Source organism: Kribbella koreensis (assembly GCF_039525325.1).
In the GTDB taxonomy this organism is placed as follows: domain Bacteria; phylum Actinomycetota; class Actinomycetes; order Propionibacteriales; family Kribbellaceae; genus Kribbella; species Kribbella koreensis.
Map to the genome: position 1 here is coordinate 38,639 of NZ_BAAAHK010000001.1, position 19,591 is coordinate 58,229.

The following is a 19,591-nucleotide window of genomic DNA, read 5'->3' on the forward strand; positions in this document are numbered from 1 at the left end:
CTCGGGGGCGGGGAACGGGTGAGGGACACGGGCGTGAGCCGGGGCGGGATGCCGGGCCTGGGAACGGACGGGGTTGACGGGCGAGCTTCCCTGGGCGGCTACTCGGTTACAGGCGTCTGCCGAGGACTGCTGTGCCCAGGATGGTTAGGCGGTGGAAGCCGTTGGCGCCCTGGCGTTGGGTGGTCAGCATGCCGGCTTTTCGTAGTACGCCGATGTGGTGGCTGATGTTGGCGGCTGAGACGCCCAGTTCCTGGGCCAGCTCGGTCGTGGTGCGGCCGACCGCTACCGCCTCCAGGACGGCAGCGCGGGTGTTGCCGACCAGGGCGGCTAGGGAGGCGTCGGCGACGGGAGCGGGTCGGTTGGCCGGGTAGACCAGGACGGGCGGTAGACCGGTGTCCTTCAAGGTGATCGGTACGTTCTGACAGAAGTACGACGGGATCAGCTCCAGTCCGCGCCCACCCAGACGCAGGTCCTGGTCGACCGGGTAGTCGATCTCCAGGACCGGTCGACGCCAGACGGCCATCGGGTGCAGCGTGGCCAGCAGGCGGTCGACGCCATCCAGGTCGAGGATCCGGCGGCGCGCTTCGGCGTCCTCCGCGACGAGCCGGACCACCGCCGGCCACACCGGCCCGAGGGCGGAGTGGTGGTACGCGCGGACAGCCGTCCCGAGCCAGCGAAGCGCCCGCTCATCGCCGTCCGCGACGGCCAGGTTCGCCGCGCCGAGCCGGCGGATGGCGCCCAGCTCGCGCACATCCGCGGCAATCCGCTCGCGCGGCGTGTGCAGGAGCACCGCGACGGCTTCTTCGATCCCCGCCCCTGGCAGGTCGGGGGTGAGGAAGTCCGGCGAGTACCCCCAGGGCCAGGCGAGCTCGACCAGTGGCTCGGCGCCGTACATCCTGCGCGCGGTATCGCGGCGCCACTCGGTGAAGTGGGGCCCGCCGGTGCTCTGCAGGACGTGGAGGCTCAGCAGAGCCTCCCAGAGCGGGTGCGGGGTGTCGCGGATCTGGAGTCGGGCGATGTCGGTGGCGGAGAAGTGGATCCTGAGCATGGGCCCTCCGGGCGGTGAGGTCCGTCGTCGTGGCAAGCCCGGGCGGACCGGACTTGCCACGACCGCGGATCAGGTCTCCAGTGCGATCGAGCGGACGCTGCCGGTCGGGGCCATCTGCAGCCAGCCGCTGTCGGCGCCTTGTTTGGCGAGGAAGTTGCCGGACCCGACGAAGCCGAACCAGCCGTTGCCGCCCAGGGCGATGTCGGACACCTGGCCGCCCGACGCCATCGTCTTCCAGCCGCCGAAGATGTCGAACTTGGCCAGGAAGTCGCCGCCCTGGAGCACCCCGATCCAGCCGTCCTTGAGGACGACGCGGGTGGCTCCACCAGGGTTGATCGCTGTCGGCCAGGGCGAGTCGACGCCGTCCTTGACGATCGCCTGGCCGGCCCCGTTGACGAAGGCGAACCGGTTGTTGTCGATCGCGATGTCCTTCAGCCCCGGCGCGTCGGCCATCGTCCGCCAGGACCCCTGGATCCCGGACTTGGCGAGGAACGAGTCGCCTTGCTGGACACCGATCCAGCCACCGCTGAGGACGACCTTGCTCGCGCCACCACCGTTGATCGGGCTCGGCCACGGCGAGTTGACCCCGTCCTTGACGAGGACCTGGCCGGCGGCGTTGACGAACGCGAACCGGTCACCGCTGATCGCGATGTCCCGCATCCCGGCGCCGGCGGCCATCCCCACCCAGTTGCCGAAGATGCCCGACTTCGCCCAGAAGGTGTCGCCGGTCATGATGCCGATCCACTGGCCGCTCAGCACGACCTTGCTCGCGCCGCCCCCGTTGATCGGGTTCTCCCAGGGCGAGTGCGACCCGTCCTTCACGATCACCTGACCGGCGCTGTTGACGAAGGCGAACCGGGAGATCATCCGGGCGGCCACGTCCGCACGCATCAGGTCGAGATCGACGAAGGCCGGGTCGGGCTTGCCCTCGGTACTGGTCTCGCGGTGGCCGCGGGCATACGAGGCGTCCTTGCCGAGCCGCCGCAACACGGCGGCCGTGGCTGTGACGGACGCGCCGTACTGTGCCGGCGTCATCGCCGTGTCGACGCCGTTGTACTCGATCTCCCAGCCGATCAGCATCGCGTTGCCGTTGCCGGCCGGGATCGGCCCGCTGCCGCCGGACGGGCCGGCGTGGTTGGCGCTGTTGGCCGAGATGATGTGGAAGACGCCGTTGTAGTCGACCAGCGCGTGGCACAGCGGCCCGGCCAGGTCGGAGCGGCCGTTGATGCAGATCCCGAGCGACGGATGCGGGTTGCCGGGACTGGGATTGCCGGCGGTGTGATGCCAGAGCACGCCGATCGGGTCGAAGGCGCCACCGGTACCGCGGTTGCGCCAGTCACCCTCTTCGACGACGCTGACACCGGCTTCGCGCAGGACGTCGGCGAGCCAGGGAATGGAGGCCATCAGCGGTCCCCTCCGGCGGTGGGTGCCGCGACCAGGTCGGCGAGACACTGGGGCCGCTTGGCAGGTACGGCGGCGGGCGCGGCACCAGCCGAGCCAGCGGTGGTGATCGCCAGCGCCGCAGTCATTGCTGGGATGGCGGCGAGCACGGTACGCCGGGCAACGCCACTGGAAGTGTGGGCGGTAGATGTCATGGTCGTTCTCCTCACAGTCGGAAAGCTCAGGTTTCGATGGCGATGTCGCGGACCTGGCCACCGCCGGCCATGGTCAGCCAGCCGTTGTCCGCGCCCTGCTTGGCGAAGAAGCTGCCGGAGCCGATGAATCCGAACCAGCCGCCACGGCCCAAGGTGATATCGGTGACAGCGCCACCGTCGGCCAGCGTCTTCCAGGTACCGAAGATGTCGAACTTCGCCAGGAAGCTGCCGCCCTGGATCACCCCGATCCAGCCGCTCTCCAACTCCACCCGGGTCGCGCCACCACCGTTCAATGCGCCCGGCCACGGTGAATCAGCACCGTCCTTGGCGAACACGAACCCGGCGCTGTTCACAAAAGCAAAACGGTTACCGTCGATCGCCACATCGACGACATCCGGCCCACCCGCCATCACCTTCCAGCCACCGAAGATGCCGAACTTCGCCAGGAATCCACCACCCTGCAAGACCCCGATCCAGCCGTCGTCCAGCACCACCTTGGTGGCGTCACCGCCGTTGATCGGCGTCGACCACGGCGAATCCGCGCCGTCCTTCACCAGCACCTGGCCGGCCGAATTCACAAAAGCGAACCGATCCCCGTCGATCGCGATATCCCGCATCCCAGCACCCGAAGCCATCAGCTTCCAGGCACCGTTGATCCCGGACTTCGCCCAGAAGGTGTCGCCGGTCATGATGCCGATCCACTGGCCGCTCAGCACGACCTTCGACGCACCGCCACCGTTCAGCGCGCCCGGCCAGGGCGAATGCGACCCGTCCTTGGCGAACACCTGCCCGGCGCCGGAGTTCACGAACGCGAAGCGCTGGATCGCGACCTCGGCCATCATCGATCGTGCTTTGCTTTCGGCCGCGTCGTACCGGTCGGGGTGGGCCGAACGCTGCACGTCCTGGGAGATCTGGCCGGCGGTGAAGCCGGGGTTGGCTGCCTCGGAGTTCTTGGCGCGGGTGAAGAAGGAGTTCGATGCGAAGCGAACGTCCATGATCTGCGCCGGTGTCCCCCAACCCTGTGACGGGCGCTGCTGGAAGACGCCGAGCGAGTCCTGGTCGCCGCAGTTGAGGTTGTTCATCCGGGACTCGACCCAGCCGGTCTCGAAACCGGCGAGCATGACCTTGTCGGAGACACCGAGTTCGGAACCGACCTGGTAGACGATCTGCGTGACGGCCAGGTCGCGGTCGGGCGGAATGCTCGGGCAGTCCGCCTGGGCAGGCATCGCGGGCACGAGCACCAGCGCGCCGGCCGTCAGGAGCAGGGCGAGCAGGCGGCGCGGACCGCGCCGCAGTGAGCTGAACTTGGACACCGTGGACTCCTTCATGAGAATCACGTTTCGATGGTGATGTCGCGGACCTGGCCGCCACCGGCCGTCGACAACCAGCCGGCGTCAGCACCCTGCTTGGCGAAGAAATCGCCGGAACCGATGAACGCGAACCAGCCGCCACGGCCCAAGGCGATATCGGTGACACCGCCACCGTCGGCCAGCGTCTTCCAGGTACCGAAGATGTCGAACTTCGCGAGGAAACTGCCGCCCTGCAGAACGCCGATCCAGCCGCTCTCCAGCTCCACCCGAGTCGCGCCACCACCGTTCAATGCACCGGGCCACGGCGAATCAGCACCGTCCTTGGCGAAGACGAAGCCGGCGCTGTTCACAAAGGCGAACCGGCTACCGTCGATCGCCACGTCGATGACGTCCGGACCACCGGCCATCACCTTCCAGTCGCCGAAGATGCCGAACTTCGCCAGGAACCCACCGCCCTGCAACAGGCCGATCCAGCCGTCGTCGAGCACTACCTTCGTCGCCGAGCCACCATTGATCGGCGCCGACCACGGTGAATCCGCGCCATCCTTCACCAGCACCTGACCGGCCGAATTCACAAAAGCGAACCGATCCCCGTCAATGGCGATATCGCGCATCCCGGCACCCGAAGCCATCAGCTTCCAAGCACCGTTGATCCCGGACTTCGCCCAGAAGGTGTCGCTGGTCATGATGCCGATCCACTGCCCACTCAGCACGACCTTCGAGGCAGCCCCGCCATTCAGCGCACCAGGCCACGGCGAATGCGACCCGTCCTTCGCGAACACCTGACCCGCGGAGTTCACGAACGCGAACCGCTGTACCGGACAGTTGCGGCCCACGTGGGTGGTGGGCGTCGGCCGGTACTCCAGCGCCGTACCGTCGAGCACGATCGGCGCCTGTACGCCGTCGGCCAGCTGTTCGTAGTGCAGGTGCGGACCGGTGGAGTTGCCGGTCGAACCGACCAGGCCGAGGCTTTGACCGGCGTCGACCTGCTGTCCGACCGAGACATGGATGGCGCTGAGGTGGGCGACGCGGCTGGACCAGCCGCCCCCGTGCGACAGGACGACCTCGTTGCCGTAGCCGCCGTTGACGCCGGCCGAGACGACCGTTCCGGCGGCGGAGGCGAGTACCGGCGAACCCAGGTCGCCGCCCGGCGCGCCGATGAAGTCGAGGGCGTTCGGCACCTCGGCGGCGTGATGTGAGTAGGAACGGGATTCCCCGCAGTTCCACGGTGCATGGAAGTCCGGACGGGATCCGGCGGCTTGGGCGGGGGTCGGGACGAGGATTGCGGCGAGGCCGAACAACAGAGCAAGTAGCAGTGCGGTGGATCTTCTCCCTGCGACCATGGCGGGCCTTTCAGCTGGGCGAGGCGGCTTGGCACCACAGCAAAACGGAGATCGCCCACCCCACCAAGGCCCTTCGATCCTGATCTAAATCGTCACCGGATCAGCGCCGGCGACGCCGCGGGTGCACCGGAGCCCGGCGTACTTTTGTGGCCTGACACGCACGACGAGGAGGTGGGCAGTTTTGCCTGACGCGGTCGTATTGGACGGGCCGTCCAACCTGGGGTTGCGGCCACCGGCAGTTGGGACAGTGCCGGGGTGTTACAAGCTGGCCGGAGCGCTGCGGGATCAGGGTTTCCTCGGCCGGATCGGGGCCGGCGATGCGGGCTGCGTGACCCCGCCCCGGTACGACCGAGGAGACTGGAAGCCTGGCGACGGTGTCTTCAACGCGGCCTCGATGGCGAAGTACACGGTGCGGTTGGCTGATCGAATCGGCAAGCTGCTGGACGACGACAAGTTCGTCGTGCTGCTCGGTGGAGAGTGCAGCAATCTGCTCGGGCCGGCCCTCGCGCTCAGACGCCGCGGCCGGTACGGCGTCGTCTATCTCGACGGGCATTCGGACTTCCGTACCGTCGATAACGACGCGTATGTCGGGGCAGCCGGCGGCGAGGCACTCGCCCTGGTGACAGGGCGCGGCCAGGACGATCTCACTGACCTGGAAGGGCTGAAGCCGTACGTCCGCGACACCGACGCCGTGATGCTCGGCTACCGCGAGGACGAGTCGTACCTGGACAGCCTCAAAGCGGCTGGCATCCCCGACTGGTCCGCGCTCGCGGTGATCGACAATCCGGCAGTCGCCGCGGCCGGCGTACTGGAACATCTCGAACGCGACGATCTCGACGGGTTCTGGGTGCATCTCGACGTCGACATTCTCGATGCCGAGGTGATGCCGGCAGTCGACTCGCCCGACCCCGGTGGGCTACAGCACGACCACCTGAGGCAGCTGCTCCGGCCGATCCTCGCCTCCCCCAAATGCGTCGGCTTCGACATCGGCATCTTCGACCCGGACCTCGACCCCGACGGCCGGTACGCCGCCGAGCTCACCGACACACTGGTCGCCGTACTGACGTAGGAGAACGGCTCTCATTCCCACCGGACCGGCAGGCCGTGGGCGCCCGAACTGCCCAGGACCTGTCGCGATCCGCCCGGCCAGGTCTCGAGCACGATCAGGAACTCGACCTCCGAGTCAGGCGTACGCCGGTCGTGCTCGAGCCGTAGATGTGCGAGCGGCGCCGTCGAGGTCGCCCGCTCCCCCAGCGCGTCGATCAAGCCGAGCGCCTCCGCCTGCTCGTCGGGCCTCAGGTAGAACCACATGACCGAGTGCCAGATGACCGTGACGTGCCCCTCGGACAGCTCCACGTTGCGCAGGAACGACACCGCGTCCTCCCGCCGTACGTCGGCCGGCACCGACCGGGCGATCGCCAACGCACCCCGCAGCCGCTCCAACCGCTCCGCCTGATCCGGCCACACATAGGAGGTCAGCGTGAGCGCACCGCCCGAGCTCAACGCATCCACGGGCGCAACGTCGCTCCCGACCCGCTCCGCGATCCGCAAACCCGGCGCGGGCACCAATGACCGCCCCGACCACGCATCCTCGAACACCACCGGGCTGTCCGCCGGCCCGAAGCTCTCCCCGTCCGCCAGGTAGCGGTAGTGGTCTGCCCGCAGGTTGAGCCCCGCACTGGACCCGATCTCCAGCAACCGCACCGGCAACGGCATGTCCTCAAGCAGCCGGAGCAGCCCACCGTAGAGAGCGATAGACCGGCCTACCTCGTTGGTCTGCGGCACCTGTGAAAGCAAACTGCGCAGCTCCGGCACCCGCGCCGACAGCAGCTGCTCGAACGCCTCCCAGCCGAGCACCGGGTCCCACTCGCCCCCGACGCTCGGATAGAACACGGCAAGCTCGGGAGCCTCCCCTTCCAGCACCATGCGATGCACCGCACCCAGCAGAGGCAGCGCGACCACATAGTCCTGTGGCAGGTCCTCGCAACCGGCCAGGATCCGGCTGGAGACACCACCGAGCTCATAGTCGTCCACGACCCGCCGGAGCAGATCGGCGTACATGGGCGAGCCGAGCTCTTCGAACTGCTCGATCTGGCGCTGGAAGTTCGCTACGAGGTCCACCTGGACGAGACTAGAAGCTCAAGCGATCCAACACCGACTTGGCGGTCGTACGCGCGTCCTCGTCCTCCAGTGGCGAGCCATCCCGGTCGGTCAGGTAGAACACGTCCACACACTCCGCACCGAGCGTGCTCACGTGGGCCGACCTCACGTCCGCCCCTGTCGAGGCAATGGCCGCAGCGACGTCGTAGAGCAGCCCCGGCCGGTCATGCGCCCGTACCTGCAGCACAGTCGCCGTCTCCGATGCCTCTGGCAACAAGTCGACTCGCGACGCGGCACTCTTGCCCCGCGATGCGTCGCGCGCGGCCAACCGGCGTACGAGGTCGCTGTCGTCGCGCAGTGCCACCGCAAGCCGGTCGCGCAGCCGCACTGGGTCAGGTGCCGCCCCAGCCACCGACCACTGCGAGATCCCCATCCCGTCAACCGACGTGACCACCGCAGACCGTACTGCGAGACGCTCCACCGCAAGCACCCCCGCCACAGTCGCCAAGGTCCCCACCTGGTCGGGTACGGCCACGTTGACGCGAACATCGCCCCGATGCTCCGACACCGTCACACCCAGCCGCCCCACTCCGACCACCTGGTGCAACTCGGGCACTGGGATCGGCGGAGCGTCCGTCCACAACCCGGCCCCTCCCCCGGACAACTCACCACGCACGCGCCGGGCCAACTCGCCCACCAACCGCATCCGCCACGGCGAAGCGGCCGCCGGGCCGGCAGCGCGCGCATCGGCGTACGTGAGAGCTTCCAGCAGGTCCAGCGTCTCGGTGTCGCCCACGATGCCCGCGACGAGCTCCACAGTCATCGGGTCGTCCAGATCGCGTCGAGTAGCCACCTGCGCCAACACCAAGTGCTGCCGGACAAGCAGTGTGATCGTGTCGACGTCCGCCTCGGAAAACCCCAACCGGCGAGCGACAGTAGTAGCGATGACGGCCCCGGTAACGCTGTGGTCGCCCTCAACTGCTTTGCCGAGGTCGTGCACCAACGCGGCGATCAGCAACAGGTCAGGGCGCCGTACGTCCCGGACCATCTTCGAAGCCTCGACACAGGTCTCCAGCAAGTGCCGGTCAACCGTGTAGCGGTGCACTGCCGACTGCGGCGGCCGGAAGCGAACCAGGTCCCACTCGGGGAAGATCCGCGTGATGTACCCAGCCTGGTCCAGCGCCTCCCAGACCTCCAGGAGACCCGATCCGGCTCCGATCAGCGCACAGAGCAGGCGCCGAGCCTCAGCAGGCCAGGGCTCCGGCAACAGCGCAGCAGTGTTCGCCAGCCGAGCACAGACGGCCGGGGACAGTACAAGGTCTCTATCCGCAGCAACAGCCGCAGCACGCAGTCCGAGCGCCGCATCCCGTTCAGGACGGGCATCCGGCATCAGGACGACCTCGCCCTCGTGCTGGCCGACTCCCTCGTCCAGTGCCAACAGCAACGGTCCACCACTACGGCCACGGCGCCGTGAGCGAGGCGGACGGGCCATCAGGCTCTCGATCCGCCGCCACGACACGTCACACACGTGCGCCAGCGTCCTGCCGGTCGAATAGATGTGCCGCAGCAGTGCGTCGCGATCCGGCAGCCCAAGCCCGGCAGCGACCTCACCGGCCACATCGGCGACCACCCGGTCAGTTGCCCGGCCGGCGACGGTATGCAGCTCGTCCCGGATGTTCAGCAGGTCCAGCCGGGCCCGCTCGACCACCGGATGCGGTACGTCGATAAGCCACGACGCAACCAATGCGCGCAGCACGACCGCGTCCCGCAGCCCGCCGTACGCTTCCTTCAAGTCAGGCTCGGCGAGGTGGGCGAGCTCCCCCACCGTGTTGGCCCGGTCCCGGCACGCCTCCGCCAGCCCGGGCAGCCGCGTCTTCGCCGTACGACGCCAATCGGCCATCAACAGCGACCGGAGCTGCAGTGTGAGGTGTGAGTCGCCCGCGACATGCCTGGCGTCCAGCAGCCCCAGCGCGACACGTACGTCGTCCGCCGCGGCCGCCTGCGCCTCCCCCAGAGTCCGGACGCTGTGGTCCAGCTTGGTCCGCGAGTCCCACAGCGGGTACCAGATCTGGGCGGCCAGTTCGTCGATCCGCGGGTATCCCTCGGTGTGCAGCAGCATCACGTCGAGATCGCTGTACGGGGAGAGCTCCTCCCGGCCGTAGCCGCCGACCGCGACCAGGGCGACGCCCTCGGCAGGAGTGCCGAGGGCGTCGCATGCCTTGGAGAGGAGCAGGTACAGCAGCGCGTCGGCCTCTTCGGCACGCGCGCGCCGCTGTGCTGCTCGATCCACCATCTAGAGGGCGTCTCCGTCCAGCTCACCGGTACGGACCCGGACGATCGTCTCGACCGGGGTCACCCAGACCTTGCCGTCACCGATCTTGCCGGTCTGCGCGGCCTTCACGATCACGTCCACCACGTCGGCGCCGTCACCGTCCTCGACGACCACCTCGAGCCGGACCTTCGGGACCAGGTCCACCTCGTACTCCGCGCCGCGGTAGACCTCGGTGTGGCCCTTCTGCCGGCCGTAGCCGCTCGCCTCGGTGACCGTCATGCCGGTCACCCCGAACGTCTCCAGCGCGGCCCGGACGTCTTCCAGCTTGTGCGGCTTGACCACCGCGGTGATCAGCTTCATACCTTCGCACCTTCCTTCTCAGCGGTGTCGGTCTCAACCTCGGCGGCCGCCGGACGGGCGATCGCGCTGTGCCCCCGCAGCCCGGAACCCGCGGCCAGGAAGTCGTACGCCGTCTCCGCGTGCTCGGCCTGGTCGACACCGGCGACCTCGTCGTCCTCGCTGAGCCGGAAGCCGATCGTCTTGTCGATCACCTTGCCGAGGATGAACGCCACCGTGAACGAGTAGACACCCACGACCACGTTGGCCAGCGCCTGCTTGCCCAGCTGGCTCACGCCACCACCGTAGAACAGGCCGTTCACCGCGGACGGCGCGGCCGCGCTGCCCAGGAAGCCGATCGCCAGCGAACCGAACAGACCGCCGACCAGGTGCACGCCGACCACGTCGAGCGAGTCGTCGAAGCCCAGCTTGTACTTGAGCGAGACCGCGAAGGCGCAGATGGCGCCGGCCAGCACACCGAGGATGATCGCGCCGACCGGGGTGACCGCACCACAGGACGGGGTGATCGCCACCAGACCAGCCACAGCACCGGACGCCATCCCCAGAGTGGTCGCCTTGCCGTGCCGGATCCGCTCAACGATCAGCCAGCCGATCACGGCGGCGGCCGTGGCGACCTGCGTGTTGACGAACGTGATCGCCGCGGTGGAGCCGGCGCTCAGGGCGGAGCCGGCGTTGAAGCCGAACCAGCCGAACCACAGCAGACCGGCGCCGAGAATGACCAGCGGGAGGCTGTGCGGACGCATCGGGTCCTTGCGCCACCCCACCCGGCGCCCGAGCACGATGGCCAGCGCCAGGGCTGCCGCACCGGCGTTCACGTGGACCGCGGTACCACCGGCGAAGTCGATCGCCTTCAGCTTGTCGCCGATCCAGCCGCCGGCCCCGTCGTCGAGGAACCAGACGGAGTGCGCGACCGGGAAGTACACCAGGGTGGTCCAGCCCGCGACGAACACGATCCAGCCACGGAAGGTGGCCCGGTCCGCGATGGCGCCCGAGATCAGCGCCGGGGTGATGATCGCGAACATCAGCTGGAAGGCCACGAACGCGAGCGTCGGAATCGTGCCGCTGACCGCGTCCGGCGCGAGCAGGCCCTTCAGGCCCACCGCCGAGAAGTCACCGATCACATGCCCGGAGTCACCGGCGAACGTCAGCGAGTAGCCGACCACCACCCACAAGATGGTGACGACCGCGATGGTGATGGCACTCATCATCATCATGTTCAGCACGCTCTTGACGCGCACCATGCCGCCGTAGAAGAAAGCCAGGCCCGGTGTCATCAAGAACACCAGGGCGGCACTGACCAAGACCCAGGCGGTATCGCCGGCGTTGATCTCCATCAACGTCATCCCTTCCATCGATCTGGGGGTGGCCCGCGTCCTCATTCGGGGAGCTCCACAACGCCGGGAAGCCCGCGCACGGCCACACCGCAAACGGTGTCGGCGCGCCGTTTCAGCCGATCGATCCTGATGTTTCGGGGATGTGACAAAGGCGTGCGTTAAGTGACATCGAGATGACATCGGCCCGGTTGTGGCACTCTGGCCTGACCACACGGCCCGCAGCCGCGCCACTGCGACCGTCCGAAGCTGGGGAAGTACGAAATGGGGATCAACAGCGGGGAGAGGCCACGTCGAGGCAGGCCGCGGGACCCGGACGCCGAACCGAGGATCCGCCGGTACGCCGTGCAGCTGCTGCTCGAGCGTGGATTCGACGGGATGACCGTCGACGACGTGGCCGAGGCGGCCGGCGTCGGCAAGGCAACGATCTACCGGCGGTGGGCGAGCAAGGAGCTCCTCGCCAACGACGCGATGGCACAGCTGTTCGACATCGAGATCCCGGATGCCGACACCGGGTCGATCGCGGGTGACCTGCGCCAGGTCTACCGCGACGCGCTGATGTTCGTGAACACCAAGGAAGGCGTCGCGCTGATCAGGCTCGCCATCACCGAGATGAACCGCGACGAGCAGTTCACCGCGTTCTACCGCGGCTTCCTGCAGCGCCGGATCGCCTTGACGGCGGCGGCGCTGGAGCGGGCCCGGCAGCGCGGTGAGCGGATCCGGGCCGGTGCAGACCCGGTCCTGATGGTGCAGTGGCTGGCCGGCGTCCTGATCCTGCGGGCGATGACCGGCGAGCCGATGCCTGCCGTCGAGGACGCCGATCACCTGGTGGAGATGACGATGAGGTCGATCGTGGACGGCTAGCGGGGAAGGTCAGCCTCGGATGCCTGGTCCGAGGGCGAGACCGTCGACGTCGAGTTCGGTGACCCGGCGGACCTTGCCGGTCTGCAGGTTCCATGCCAGCAGCCAGTCAGTGACCTGGAACAAGGCCGTCTTGTTGTCGTACCAGCCGAGCAGGAAGCAGCAGCCCGGCTCACGGATCCGGTCCGGGCTGGTCCTGCCAGGGGTCGGTGTCGCGGCCGGGGTCTCGCCCAGTACGAGCAACCGGTCGTCGCGCGGCTCCAGTGTCGAGATCGCCGCCAGCACCTGGGCAGCGGATGCGACCGTCGGCACCTGCGGCAGCTGGGTCGCGACGAACATCCGCGCGACCATGTTGCCTCCAGCAAACGTTTGACCGACCCACCGGTCCACCGGCAGCCCTGGGCTGCTGACCTCGACCCAGCCGTTGTTCCCCGCGTACTGGCGCAGCGCCACCTGCCCAGCCGCCCCGTCCAACCGGTACGGCGCGGTCGCGTCCTCCGCGTCGTTGCTCACGGCAACGCCTCCGACGGCCGGCTGCTTGGTCGTCTGCAGGTCCACATCCAGCTGGTACGCCGTACCGGGTCCGCTGACCAGCAGGCGCGTGCTGTTCGCCAGCCAGGACACACTGCGGACGTCCTCCGCGGGTAGCGCGATCAGCCGTGCGTCCGAGGTACTGGCGTCGATCACGTACACCCCGCTGGGTTGCGGGAACGCGACCAGCTTGCCGTCCGGTGCGATCGAGCCGGAGCTCAGCGGCTGCCCGGTGACGATCGGCCGCAACTCCCGGGCGGCCCGGGCCCAATGGCCTTCAGCACTGAGGAAAAGCGGCACATAGCCGCCCCCTTGCCGTGCGAGCGTCACCGCTGCGATCCGGTCCATCGGGTTGGTCTTGAGGTCTCCGGCGTTGTCCGGCAACTGCAGCAGCTCGCCCAGCGGCGTGGTGACCCGGTCGAGGAAGCGTTCGCTGCCGGCGGGCGGCGCGTTCCAGTAGGTGATGCCCGAGATCTGGCCGGCCGGCGGCACATAGCCGGGCGGGGTCGGCGTGGTGTCGGGTGGGGTGAACGCGCTCTTGCCGCCACCCAGCGTCATCACGAGCACGCCGACCACAACCACCAACAGCAAGGCGATCAGCCCGGCGATGATGCTGCGCCGCTGGCGACGGCGGTGGGCGAGTCCTGCTGCCCAGGCCGCGTCGGCCAGCTCGGGTTCGGGGAGCCGGTCGGAGGCCCGCCGCAGCATGAAGGGCACCTCCTCGCGCTTCACCGCGGTTCCCTTCCGGTGACGTCGCGCCAGTCCGGCGTACCGAGCTCTAGCCGGAAGCGGCTGATAGCGGTCATCCCCGTCGCGTGCACGGCCGAGCTGGACATCTTCAGTGCTTCGGCCACTTCGAACTCGGTGAGCTCCTCCAGGTGCAGGAGCACCAGTACTGCGCGCTGCTGCGGGGTGAGAGCACCCAATGCGACCTTGACCGGGTCCTCTTCGTCCTCGAAGGCCTTGACGCTCCGGGAGAACCGCGACATGGCCGCGTCGTACAGGTACCCGAGCACGAAGGCATCCGGGTCGTCGACCTTCCCCCACCGCAACGACAGTCGGGTGAAGGCATGCAGCAGCTGCTCCTCGGCCCGCTCGAGCTCGCCGTACACCAGGTACGCAGCACGGAGCCATCTACCTTGCCGCGCATCGACGTACGCGGCGAACTCTGGGTCGACTGTGTCGCGCATCCACCCTCCCTAGATCATTCAATACCCAAAAGAGGGGGTTGTGACCGCACGAGTCGCCGGAGCTTTGGCTGGAGGGTTGCGAGGATGCAGGCCGCGACTCCGCAGCCGATCCATAAACCGGTCGGGCCCACTACTGAGAGGAGTTGAGTGCCGATCAGTGGGGCTACTGCGGTGGCTACTCCCCAGCTCAGGCCGTAGGTAGCCAGGTAGCGGCCTCGGGCATGCTCCGGGGCCAGCTCGGCGACTACTGAGAGGGCCCGGCCGATCAGTATCAGGTCCCCCAGACTCCAGACGACAGCAGCCGCTACGAACGCGGGGAGGCTGTGCGAGAAGCCGTTGGCGATGAGGCCGGCTCCTAGCAAGACGTAGCCGAGGGTCAGCGCTTGGAAGTTGTCGAGCGCTTGCAGTCGGCTGCCTCGGAGTACTGGCTGTACTGCGACCTGCGCGATCGCCGATACCGCCAGGATGATCCCGACGCCCGATGCCGAGACGCCCCGGTCGAGCAGGGTGAGAGGTAGCCCGAACACCAGCACCATGGCGAGTACTGCGAAGACAGTGCCCGACCCCATCACCCACAGCAGCCGCCGATCCCGCCAGACCGCCGCAGCCGCCGGCGCCACCTGCACGCCGCCCGGCAGCGCCACGGCCACCAGCACTGCACAAGCCAGACAGCTGGCCGCATCTGCGACGAACAGCCACCGCAGGTCCCACCGCCCCAACCAGGCGGCCAGCAGCCCGGCCACCACAGCGGCCACTGCCATCACCGCGCCCAGCAACCCGTACGCCGCCGGCCGGTCCACCGGCTCCGTCACGTCCGCGATGATCGCCTGGCTCGGCGGCTCGTAGATCTCGAAGGCCAACCCCAATACCACCACCGCAGGCACCGCGGACCACAAGCTCCCCGACGCCGCGATCCAGACCTGCCCCACCGCGCACCCGACCAGCCCGGCGACGATCGTCCACCGCCGCCCCAGCCGATCAGCTAGGTGACCGCCGAACACCCTGGACGGCAAGGTCGCCAACCCGAAGACCGTGAGCACCAGGCCGGCCTGGGCGACACTCGCCCCGAGCTCCACTGTCAGCACGACCGCCAGGAACGGCAGCGTGAACGCCCCGAGCCGATTCACTCCGCGGGCGATCACCAGCACCCAGACAGCCGTCGGCAACCTCTGGTGACTAGCAAAGCCGGTATGGTTGGTCACGACATCGGACCCTACGAAACTTCGGAGTGACTGGTCAAGTGAACTTCGATAGTCACATCCTCAACACGCTGACCGCTGCCGTGGCACTGGTCAACCGACTCACACCCGGCCAGTCCGGGGGTGCCCCCTTCGCAGTCCCCGCAGATGTCGCCGGGGCAACGGCAGATGCCCTCGGCGACGACGGCCGGCGCAGGCCGGCGGTATCCCCCGCCGATGCCGAGCAGTTGACAGCAGTAGCCGTCAGGATGCGGGTGATCTTCGAGGCCTCACATGGCGGCGACACCGATCGCGCCGCTCAGGAGGTCAACGCACTGCTTCTCGACACGAACGCCCGGCCCCAACTGGACCGCTCCGGCGCCCCCGGATGGAGCCTGCACTTCCACGGCGCCGACGACACCCTGGCGAACGGCTGGGCGGCTGGCTGCGCAGCCGGACTGGCCATGGCTCTTGGCAGCGACCTCGCAGGCCGGCTCGGAGTCTGCTCCGCGCCGGCCTGCGATCGCGTGTTCGTCGATGCCTCCCGCAACAGCGCGCGGCGATTCTGCTCACCCCAGTGCCAGAGCCGGGTGAAGGCAGCCGCGCACCGGGCTAGACAGAAGTAGCGACTGCGTTGCGGTAGAGCTCCACTGCCTGGCGGGTGTCCTCCACGATCAGGTCACCGTTGATGGCAGCACCCGCCATCAGGCCGGCGGCCGCCGAGGTGACGACCTGGCCCATCGGGTCAGTGACGTTGCCGGCCACCCAGACGCCGGGGACATCAGTGGCACCCGTGGGGTCTGCATCGACAGTAGTGCCGACCACTACCCCCCGACCCTCGCGTGCAGACGTCTTGAGGCCCAGGCCGGTCAGGAAGTCGGCACGCGCCTCCAGCCGGGTCTGGACGGCCAGCGCTTGGCGTGGGATCACTCGGCCGCCTTCCAGACGTACCCCGGTGAGCTTGTCATCGGTCACCTCGAGTGAGGTGACTTTCCCTTGCACCACAGAGATCCCGCGGGCAGCGAACTCCTCCCACTGCTCCTCCGTGGGCTCCAGCACGTCATTGAGGAACAGCGTCACATCATCACTCAGCTGCCGGAACATCAGCGTCTGATGCCCGGCCATCGGATTGGTAGCCAGTACGCCGATCGCCTGGTCGCGCACCTCCCACCCGTGGCAGTACGGGCAGTGCAACACGTCCCGCCCGAACCGCTCAGCCAGCCCGGGCACCTCGGGCAGTACGTCCACCACCCCGGTAGTGACCAGCAACCGCCGGGCCTCCACCGCCTCCTGCCCAGCCAGCTCCACTACGAACCCGTACTCCGAACCGCCCCGCCGCACGCCCGTGACCGTGTCGATCACGACCTCCCCGCCGTACCCGGCGACCTCGGCGCGCCCGATCGAGTAGAGCTCGGCAGGCGGCACCCCATCCCGGCTCAGGTAGTTGTGCACGTGCTCCGCCGGGGCATTGCGGGGTGTGCCGTTGTCGACCACCAGCACCGACCTGCGCGACCGGACCAGCGCCAGCGCGCCACTCAGCCCAGCGGCTCCCCCGCCGATCACCACCACGTCGTACCGCTTCACGATGTACTCCTTCGTCTTCGATCTCCTGCTCCGACCCTCCGCCGCAGTGTCGAGAATGACAAACTTATTTGCCAGAATGGCAAGATGGAACCTGATCTCGGCGACGTCCTCGAAGCGGTCGGCCCCCGCCTGCGCGCTCTGCGGCTCGAGCGCGACACGACGCTCACCCAGCTGTCCGAGACGACCGGCATCTCGGTCAGCACGCTGTCCCGGCTGGAGTCCGGCCAGCGCAAGCCGACACTCGAACTGCTGCTGCCACTCGCCCGCGCCCACCAGGTCCAGCTGGACGAACTGGTCGACGCCCCACCGACCGGCGACCCGCGCGTGCACGCCAAGGCCTTCAAGCGCAACGGCGCGACGATGATCCCGCTGTCGCGTCGGCCGGGAGGCCTGCAGGCGTTCAAGCAGATCGTCCCGGCCGGCTGGAACGGCAACGACGTCGAGCAGCGGGTGCACGAGGGCTACGACTGGCTGTACGTGCTGTCAGGCCAGATCCGGTTGGTGCTCGGAGACAACGACTTCATCCTGCGAGAGGGCGAGGTGGCCGAGTTCGACACCCGCGTCCCGCACTGGTTCGGCAACCCCGGACCAGGCCCTGCCGAGATGCTCTGCCTCTACGGCCCGCAAGGCGAGCGGATGCACGTCCGCGCCCGCTCCAAATAGGTAGTACTCTTCCGCGGTCGTCACTCCGATGAGAGGACCCACGTCAGTGAGCGTTGCGTTGTTCACCCTCGGCGGCACCATCTCGATGGCCGGGCGGACGCCCGACGGCGTGGCCCGATTGACCGGTGCCGACCTGACCGAGGCAGTACCCGGCCTGGCCGGGCTGCCGGTGCCCTTGGAGATCCAGGACATCGAGGCGGTACCGAGCGCCAACCTCACCCTCGCCAAGATGCTCGACGTCGTCGACGCGGCCTCGAAGGCGATCAGCAACGGCGCCACCGGCGTCGTCGTGACCCAGGGCTCGGACACCTTGGAGGAGACGGCCTTCCTGGTCGACCAGGTCTGGCCGCACTCGCAGCCGTTCGTGCTGACCGGTGCCATGCGCAACCCGACTCTTGCCGGCCCTGACGGCCCGGCGAACCTCCTGGCCGCTGCCCGGGTCGCCTGCTCCCCCGCTGCGCGCGACCTGGGAGCACTGGTCGTCTTCAACGATCAGATCCATGCAGCACGGTGGGTACGCAAGACGCACAGCACCAGTACTGCGACGTTCGCGTCCCCCAACGCAGGACCCATCGGCCAGCTCGTCGAGGGGCAAGTGCGCATCCTGACGCGGCCTGGCCGACAGGACGGAGTACCAGGTCGCGCTGAGCCTGCTGATCTCGATGCGGCGCAGGTGGCGCTCTACACCGTCACGCTGGACGATGACGGCGTACTGCTCAAGGGGCTGGCCGATACGCACCAGGGGTTGGTCGTTGCGGCGTACGGCGTTGGTCATGTCCCAGCTGCGTTGGCGCCGGTGCTCGGCGAGCTGGCGGAGCGCATCCCCGTCGTGCTGACGTCCCGCACCGGCGGTGGGTCAGTACTGCGCAACACCTACAGCTCACCCGGCTCCGAGTCGGACCTGTTGGCCCGCGGCCTCATCGACGGCGGTTTCCTCGACCCCTACAAGGCACGGGTGCTGCTGCGGTTGCTGCTGGCAACAGGTGAGGGACAGGACGAGATCATCGGCGCTTTCGCGCAGCATCACTGACCTGCGCCGCCTTGGTGGTCAGGTAGTTCTGCTCCGGGGTGCTGGTGGTCCGCCGGGCCGCCGCGGTGAAGTGGGTCGCGGCGGTCTCGTACTCCCCGAGCATCTCGTACAGGTGTCCCCGTACTGCGTCCAGCCGGTAGTGCCCATCCAGCTTGACGTCCAGCGGGCGCAGCAGCTCCAGCCCTGCCTCCGGGCCGGACACCATCGCCTGGGCGACCGCACGGTTCAGCGTGACCATCGGGTTGCCCGACAGGTCCTCGAGCAGTCCGTAGAGCCCGAGGATCTGCGGCCAGTCTGTGTCCTCCGGCCGGGCCGCCTCGTCATGCAGGGCAGCGATCGCAGCCTGCAGCTGGTACTCCCCCAGTGGCGGCTGGTTGAACGCCTCCACCGCCAGCGCGACCCCTTCGTCGATGAACTCCTTGTTCCACAAGGTCCGATCCTGCTCGGTCAACGGGATCAGCTCGCCCGCCGTACCGGTCCGGGCCAGCCGCCGGGCGTCGTTGAGCAGCATGAGCGCCAGCAGGGCGGTGACCTGGGCACTGTCGGGCAGTAGCTGATGCACCATCCGAGTGAGCCGGATCGCCTCGCCGGACAGGTCAGCGCGGTGCAGGTCAGCGCCGCTACTCGTGGTGTAGCCCTCGTTGAACACCAGGTAGAGCACGTGCAGCACCTGCGCCAGACGCTCCTCGTCCTGCGACAGCTCGAACGGCTGCCCCTTGAGCTTCTGCTTCGCCCGGCTGATCCGCTGCGCCATCGTTGCCTCAGGCACCAAGTACGCGGTGGCGATCTCCGCCGTCGTCAGGCCGCCGACCGCGCGCAGCGTCAGCGCGATCGCGGAGGCCGCGGTGAGCGCCGGATGGCAGCACAGGAACAGCAACCGCAGCGTGTCGTCGTGCTCCTCGACCTCTTCGGCCGGCACCTCCCGGTGCGCCGCCAGCTCCTCGCGCTTGCGCCGCGCCTGCTCCTGCCGGATCTCGTCGATGAACCGCCGCGACGCCGCCTGGATCAACCATCCGCGCGGATTGTCCGGTACCCCGTCCTGCGGCCAGGTCCGGGCCGCTGCGATCAGCGCCTCCTGTACGGCGTCCTCAGCCGCGGTGAAGTCCCCGGTACGCCGTACCACCGCGCCGAGCACCTGCGGCGTCAGCTCCCGCAACAGGTCCTCGAGTCTGGTCTCCTGGGCAGTCATCTCTCTCCG

Annotated in this window: 19 protein-coding genes; 5 read left to right on the forward strand and 14 right to left on the reverse strand. The window is 68.5% G+C overall.

The window, feature by feature from the left end; translation table 11 throughout:
- Positions 1 to 106 precede the first annotated feature (106 nt).
- From ABD116_RS00195 to ABD116_RS00215, 5 genes are all read right to left on the reverse strand, one after another.
- Complete coding sequence (locus ABD116_RS00195) at positions 107 to 1,048, reverse strand: ArsR/SmtB family transcription factor (protein WP_343963436.1); 942 nt, start codon at positions 1,046 to 1,048, stop codon at positions 107 to 109.
- A gap of 69 nt (positions 1,049 to 1,117) precedes the next feature.
- Positions 1,118 to 2,452, reverse strand: a complete 1,335-nt coding sequence (locus ABD116_RS00200; RefSeq protein WP_343963437.1) for a peptidoglycan recognition protein family protein — start codon at positions 2,450 to 2,452, stop codon at positions 1,118 to 1,120.
- On the reverse strand, positions 2,452 to 2,643 hold the full coding sequence (locus ABD116_RS00205) for a hypothetical protein (protein ID WP_343963439.1): 192 nt from the start codon (positions 2,641 to 2,643) through the stop codon (positions 2,452 to 2,454). The genes ABD116_RS00200 and ABD116_RS00205 overlap by 1 nt, the downstream gene beginning before the upstream one ends.
- Positions 2,644 to 2,669: 26 nt before the next feature.
- Positions 2,670 to 3,956 carry a hypothetical protein gene (locus ABD116_RS41745; protein ID WP_425552026.1) on the reverse strand — a complete coding sequence of 429 codons (1,287 nt, stop codon included), beginning with the start codon at positions 3,954 to 3,956 and terminating at the stop codon, positions 2,670 to 2,672.
- A 20-nt stretch (positions 3,957 to 3,976) separates the two neighbouring features.
- Complete coding sequence (locus ABD116_RS00215; RefSeq protein WP_343963442.1) at positions 3,977 to 5,134, reverse strand: M23 family metallopeptidase; 1,158 nt, start codon at positions 5,132 to 5,134, stop codon at positions 3,977 to 3,979.
- 343 nt (positions 5,135 to 5,477) lie between these two features.
- Between ABD116_RS00215 and ABD116_RS00220 the strand changes: the two genes are divergently transcribed.
- The gene (locus ABD116_RS00220; RefSeq protein ID WP_343963444.1) at positions 5,478 to 6,365 is read left to right on the forward strand and encodes an arginase family protein; all 888 of its coding nucleotides are present in this window, start codon (positions 5,478 to 5,480) and stop codon (positions 6,363 to 6,365) included.
- 11 nt (positions 6,366 to 6,376) lie between these two features.
- Here the strand turns inward: ABD116_RS00220 and ABD116_RS00225 are convergent, their stop codons facing one another.
- From ABD116_RS00225 to ABD116_RS00240, 4 genes are read right to left on the reverse strand one after another with little or no spacing between them, the layout of a single operon-like run.
- Positions 6,377 to 7,417, reverse strand: coding sequence for a DUF2332 domain-containing protein (locus ABD116_RS00225; protein ID WP_343963446.1), 1,041 nt, complete (start codon positions 7,415 to 7,417; stop codon positions 6,377 to 6,379).
- 10 nt (positions 7,418 to 7,427) lie between these two features.
- Complete coding sequence (locus ABD116_RS00230; RefSeq protein ID WP_343963449.1) at positions 7,428 to 9,689, reverse strand: [protein-PII] uridylyltransferase; 2,262 nt, start codon at positions 9,687 to 9,689, stop codon at positions 7,428 to 7,430.
- Positions 9,690 to 10,028 carry a P-II family nitrogen regulator gene (locus ABD116_RS00235; protein ID WP_325036050.1) on the reverse strand — a complete coding sequence of 113 codons (339 nt, stop codon included), beginning with the start codon at positions 10,026 to 10,028 and terminating at the stop codon, positions 9,690 to 9,692.
- Positions 10,025 to 11,404, reverse strand: a complete 1,380-nt coding sequence (locus ABD116_RS00240; protein ID WP_425552027.1) for an ammonium transporter — start codon at positions 11,402 to 11,404, stop codon at positions 10,025 to 10,027. The genes ABD116_RS00235 and ABD116_RS00240 overlap by 4 nt, the downstream gene beginning before the upstream one ends.
- 216 nt (positions 11,405 to 11,620) lie before the next feature.
- Here ABD116_RS00240 and ABD116_RS00245 point away from each other — a divergent pair, with 216 nt between their 5' ends.
- Complete coding sequence (locus ABD116_RS00245) at positions 11,621 to 12,220, forward strand: TetR/AcrR family transcriptional regulator (protein ID WP_343963453.1); 600 nt, start codon at positions 11,621 to 11,623, stop codon at positions 12,218 to 12,220.
- A 9-nt stretch (positions 12,221 to 12,229) separates the two neighbouring features.
- Here ABD116_RS00245 and ABD116_RS00250 read toward each other — a convergent pair whose 3' ends face one another.
- The 3 genes from ABD116_RS00250 to ABD116_RS00260 are packed head-to-tail and all read right to left on the reverse strand — an operon-like array spanning position 12,230 to position 15,140.
- Positions 12,230 to 13,480: a TolB-like translocation protein gene (locus tag ABD116_RS00250; protein WP_343963455.1), complete on the reverse strand. Its 1,251-nt coding sequence runs from the start codon at positions 13,478 to 13,480 to the stop codon at positions 12,230 to 12,232.
- Positions 13,477 to 13,938: a sigma factor-like helix-turn-helix DNA-binding protein gene (locus ABD116_RS00255; protein ID WP_343963457.1), complete on the reverse strand. Its 462-nt coding sequence runs from the start codon at positions 13,936 to 13,938 to the stop codon at positions 13,477 to 13,479. Before ABD116_RS00255 ends, ABD116_RS00250 begins: the two co-directional genes overlap by 4 nt.
- Positions 13,939 to 13,952: 14 nt before the next feature.
- A complete protein-coding gene (locus ABD116_RS00260; protein ID WP_343963459.1) occupies positions 13,953 to 15,140 on the reverse strand; it encodes an MFS transporter in 1,188 nt (395 codons plus the stop codon).
- A gap of 38 nt (positions 15,141 to 15,178) precedes the next feature.
- Between ABD116_RS00260 and ABD116_RS00265 the strand changes: the two genes are divergently transcribed.
- Entirely contained in the window at positions 15,179 to 15,742 is a 564-nt protein-coding gene (locus tag ABD116_RS00265; RefSeq protein ID WP_343963462.1) for a CGNR zinc finger domain-containing protein, read from the forward strand.
- Here the strand turns inward: ABD116_RS00265 and ABD116_RS00270 are convergent.
- Positions 15,729 to 16,700, reverse strand: coding sequence for an NAD(P)/FAD-dependent oxidoreductase (locus ABD116_RS00270; protein WP_343963464.1), 972 nt, complete (start codon positions 16,698 to 16,700; stop codon positions 15,729 to 15,731). The two genes, ABD116_RS00265 and ABD116_RS00270, sit on opposite strands and share 14 nt — an antisense overlap.
- A gap of 84 nt (positions 16,701 to 16,784) precedes the next feature.
- On the opposite strand from ABD116_RS00270, the gene ABD116_RS00275 reads away from it, so the two are divergent.
- Positions 16,785 to 17,363, forward strand: a complete 579-nt coding sequence (locus ABD116_RS00275) for a helix-turn-helix domain-containing protein (RefSeq protein WP_343963466.1) — start codon at positions 16,785 to 16,787, stop codon at positions 17,361 to 17,363.
- A 46-nt stretch (positions 17,364 to 17,409) separates the two neighbouring features.
- Positions 17,410 to 18,393 (forward strand): asparaginase, encoded by a 984-nt coding sequence (locus tag ABD116_RS00280; protein ID WP_343963468.1) that lies wholly within the window; start codon positions 17,410 to 17,412, stop codon positions 18,391 to 18,393.
- Here ABD116_RS00280 and ABD116_RS00285 read toward each other — a convergent pair.
- Positions 18,365 to 19,582 (reverse strand): RNA polymerase sigma factor, encoded by a 1,218-nt coding sequence (locus ABD116_RS00285; RefSeq protein WP_343963470.1) that lies wholly within the window; start codon positions 19,580 to 19,582, stop codon positions 18,365 to 18,367. The two genes, ABD116_RS00280 and ABD116_RS00285, sit on opposite strands and share 29 nt — an antisense overlap.
- Positions 19,583 to 19,591 lie beyond the last annotated feature (9 nt).

Coding starts and splice junctions, on each gene's coding strand:
- ABD116_RS00195 (WP_343963436.1), bottom strand. CDS start 1,048: ATGCTCAGGATCCACTTCTCCGCCACCGACATCGCCCGACTCCAGATC.
- ABD116_RS00200 (WP_343963437.1), bottom strand. CDS start 2,452: ATGGCCTCCATTCCCTGGCTCGCCGACGTCCTGCGCGAAGCCGGTGTC.
- ABD116_RS00205 (WP_343963439.1), bottom strand. CDS start 2,643: ATGACATCTACCGCCCACACTTCCAGTGGCGTTGCCCGGCGTACCGTG.
- ABD116_RS00230 (WP_343963449.1), bottom strand. CDS start 9,689: ATGGTGGATCGAGCAGCACAGCGGCGCGCGCGTGCCGAAGAGGCCGAC.
- ABD116_RS00235 (WP_325036050.1), bottom strand. CDS start 10,028: ATGAAGCTGATCACCGCGGTGGTCAAGCCGCACAAGCTGGAAGACGTC.
- ABD116_RS00240 (WP_425552027.1), bottom strand. CDS start 11,404: ATGAGGACGCGGGCCACCCCCAGATCGATGGAAGGGATGACGTTGATG.
- ABD116_RS00245 (WP_343963453.1), top strand. CDS start 11,621: ATGGGGATCAACAGCGGGGAGAGGCCACGTCGAGGCAGGCCGCGGGAC.
- ABD116_RS00255 (WP_343963457.1), bottom strand. CDS start 13,938: ATGCGCGACACAGTCGACCCAGAGTTCGCCGCGTACGTCGATGCGCGG.
- ABD116_RS00275 (WP_343963466.1), top strand. CDS start 16,785: ATGGAACCTGATCTCGGCGACGTCCTCGAAGCGGTCGGCCCCCGCCTG.
- ABD116_RS00285 (WP_343963470.1), bottom strand. CDS start 19,582: ATGACTGCCCAGGAGACCAGACTCGAGGACCTGTTGCGGGAGCTGACG.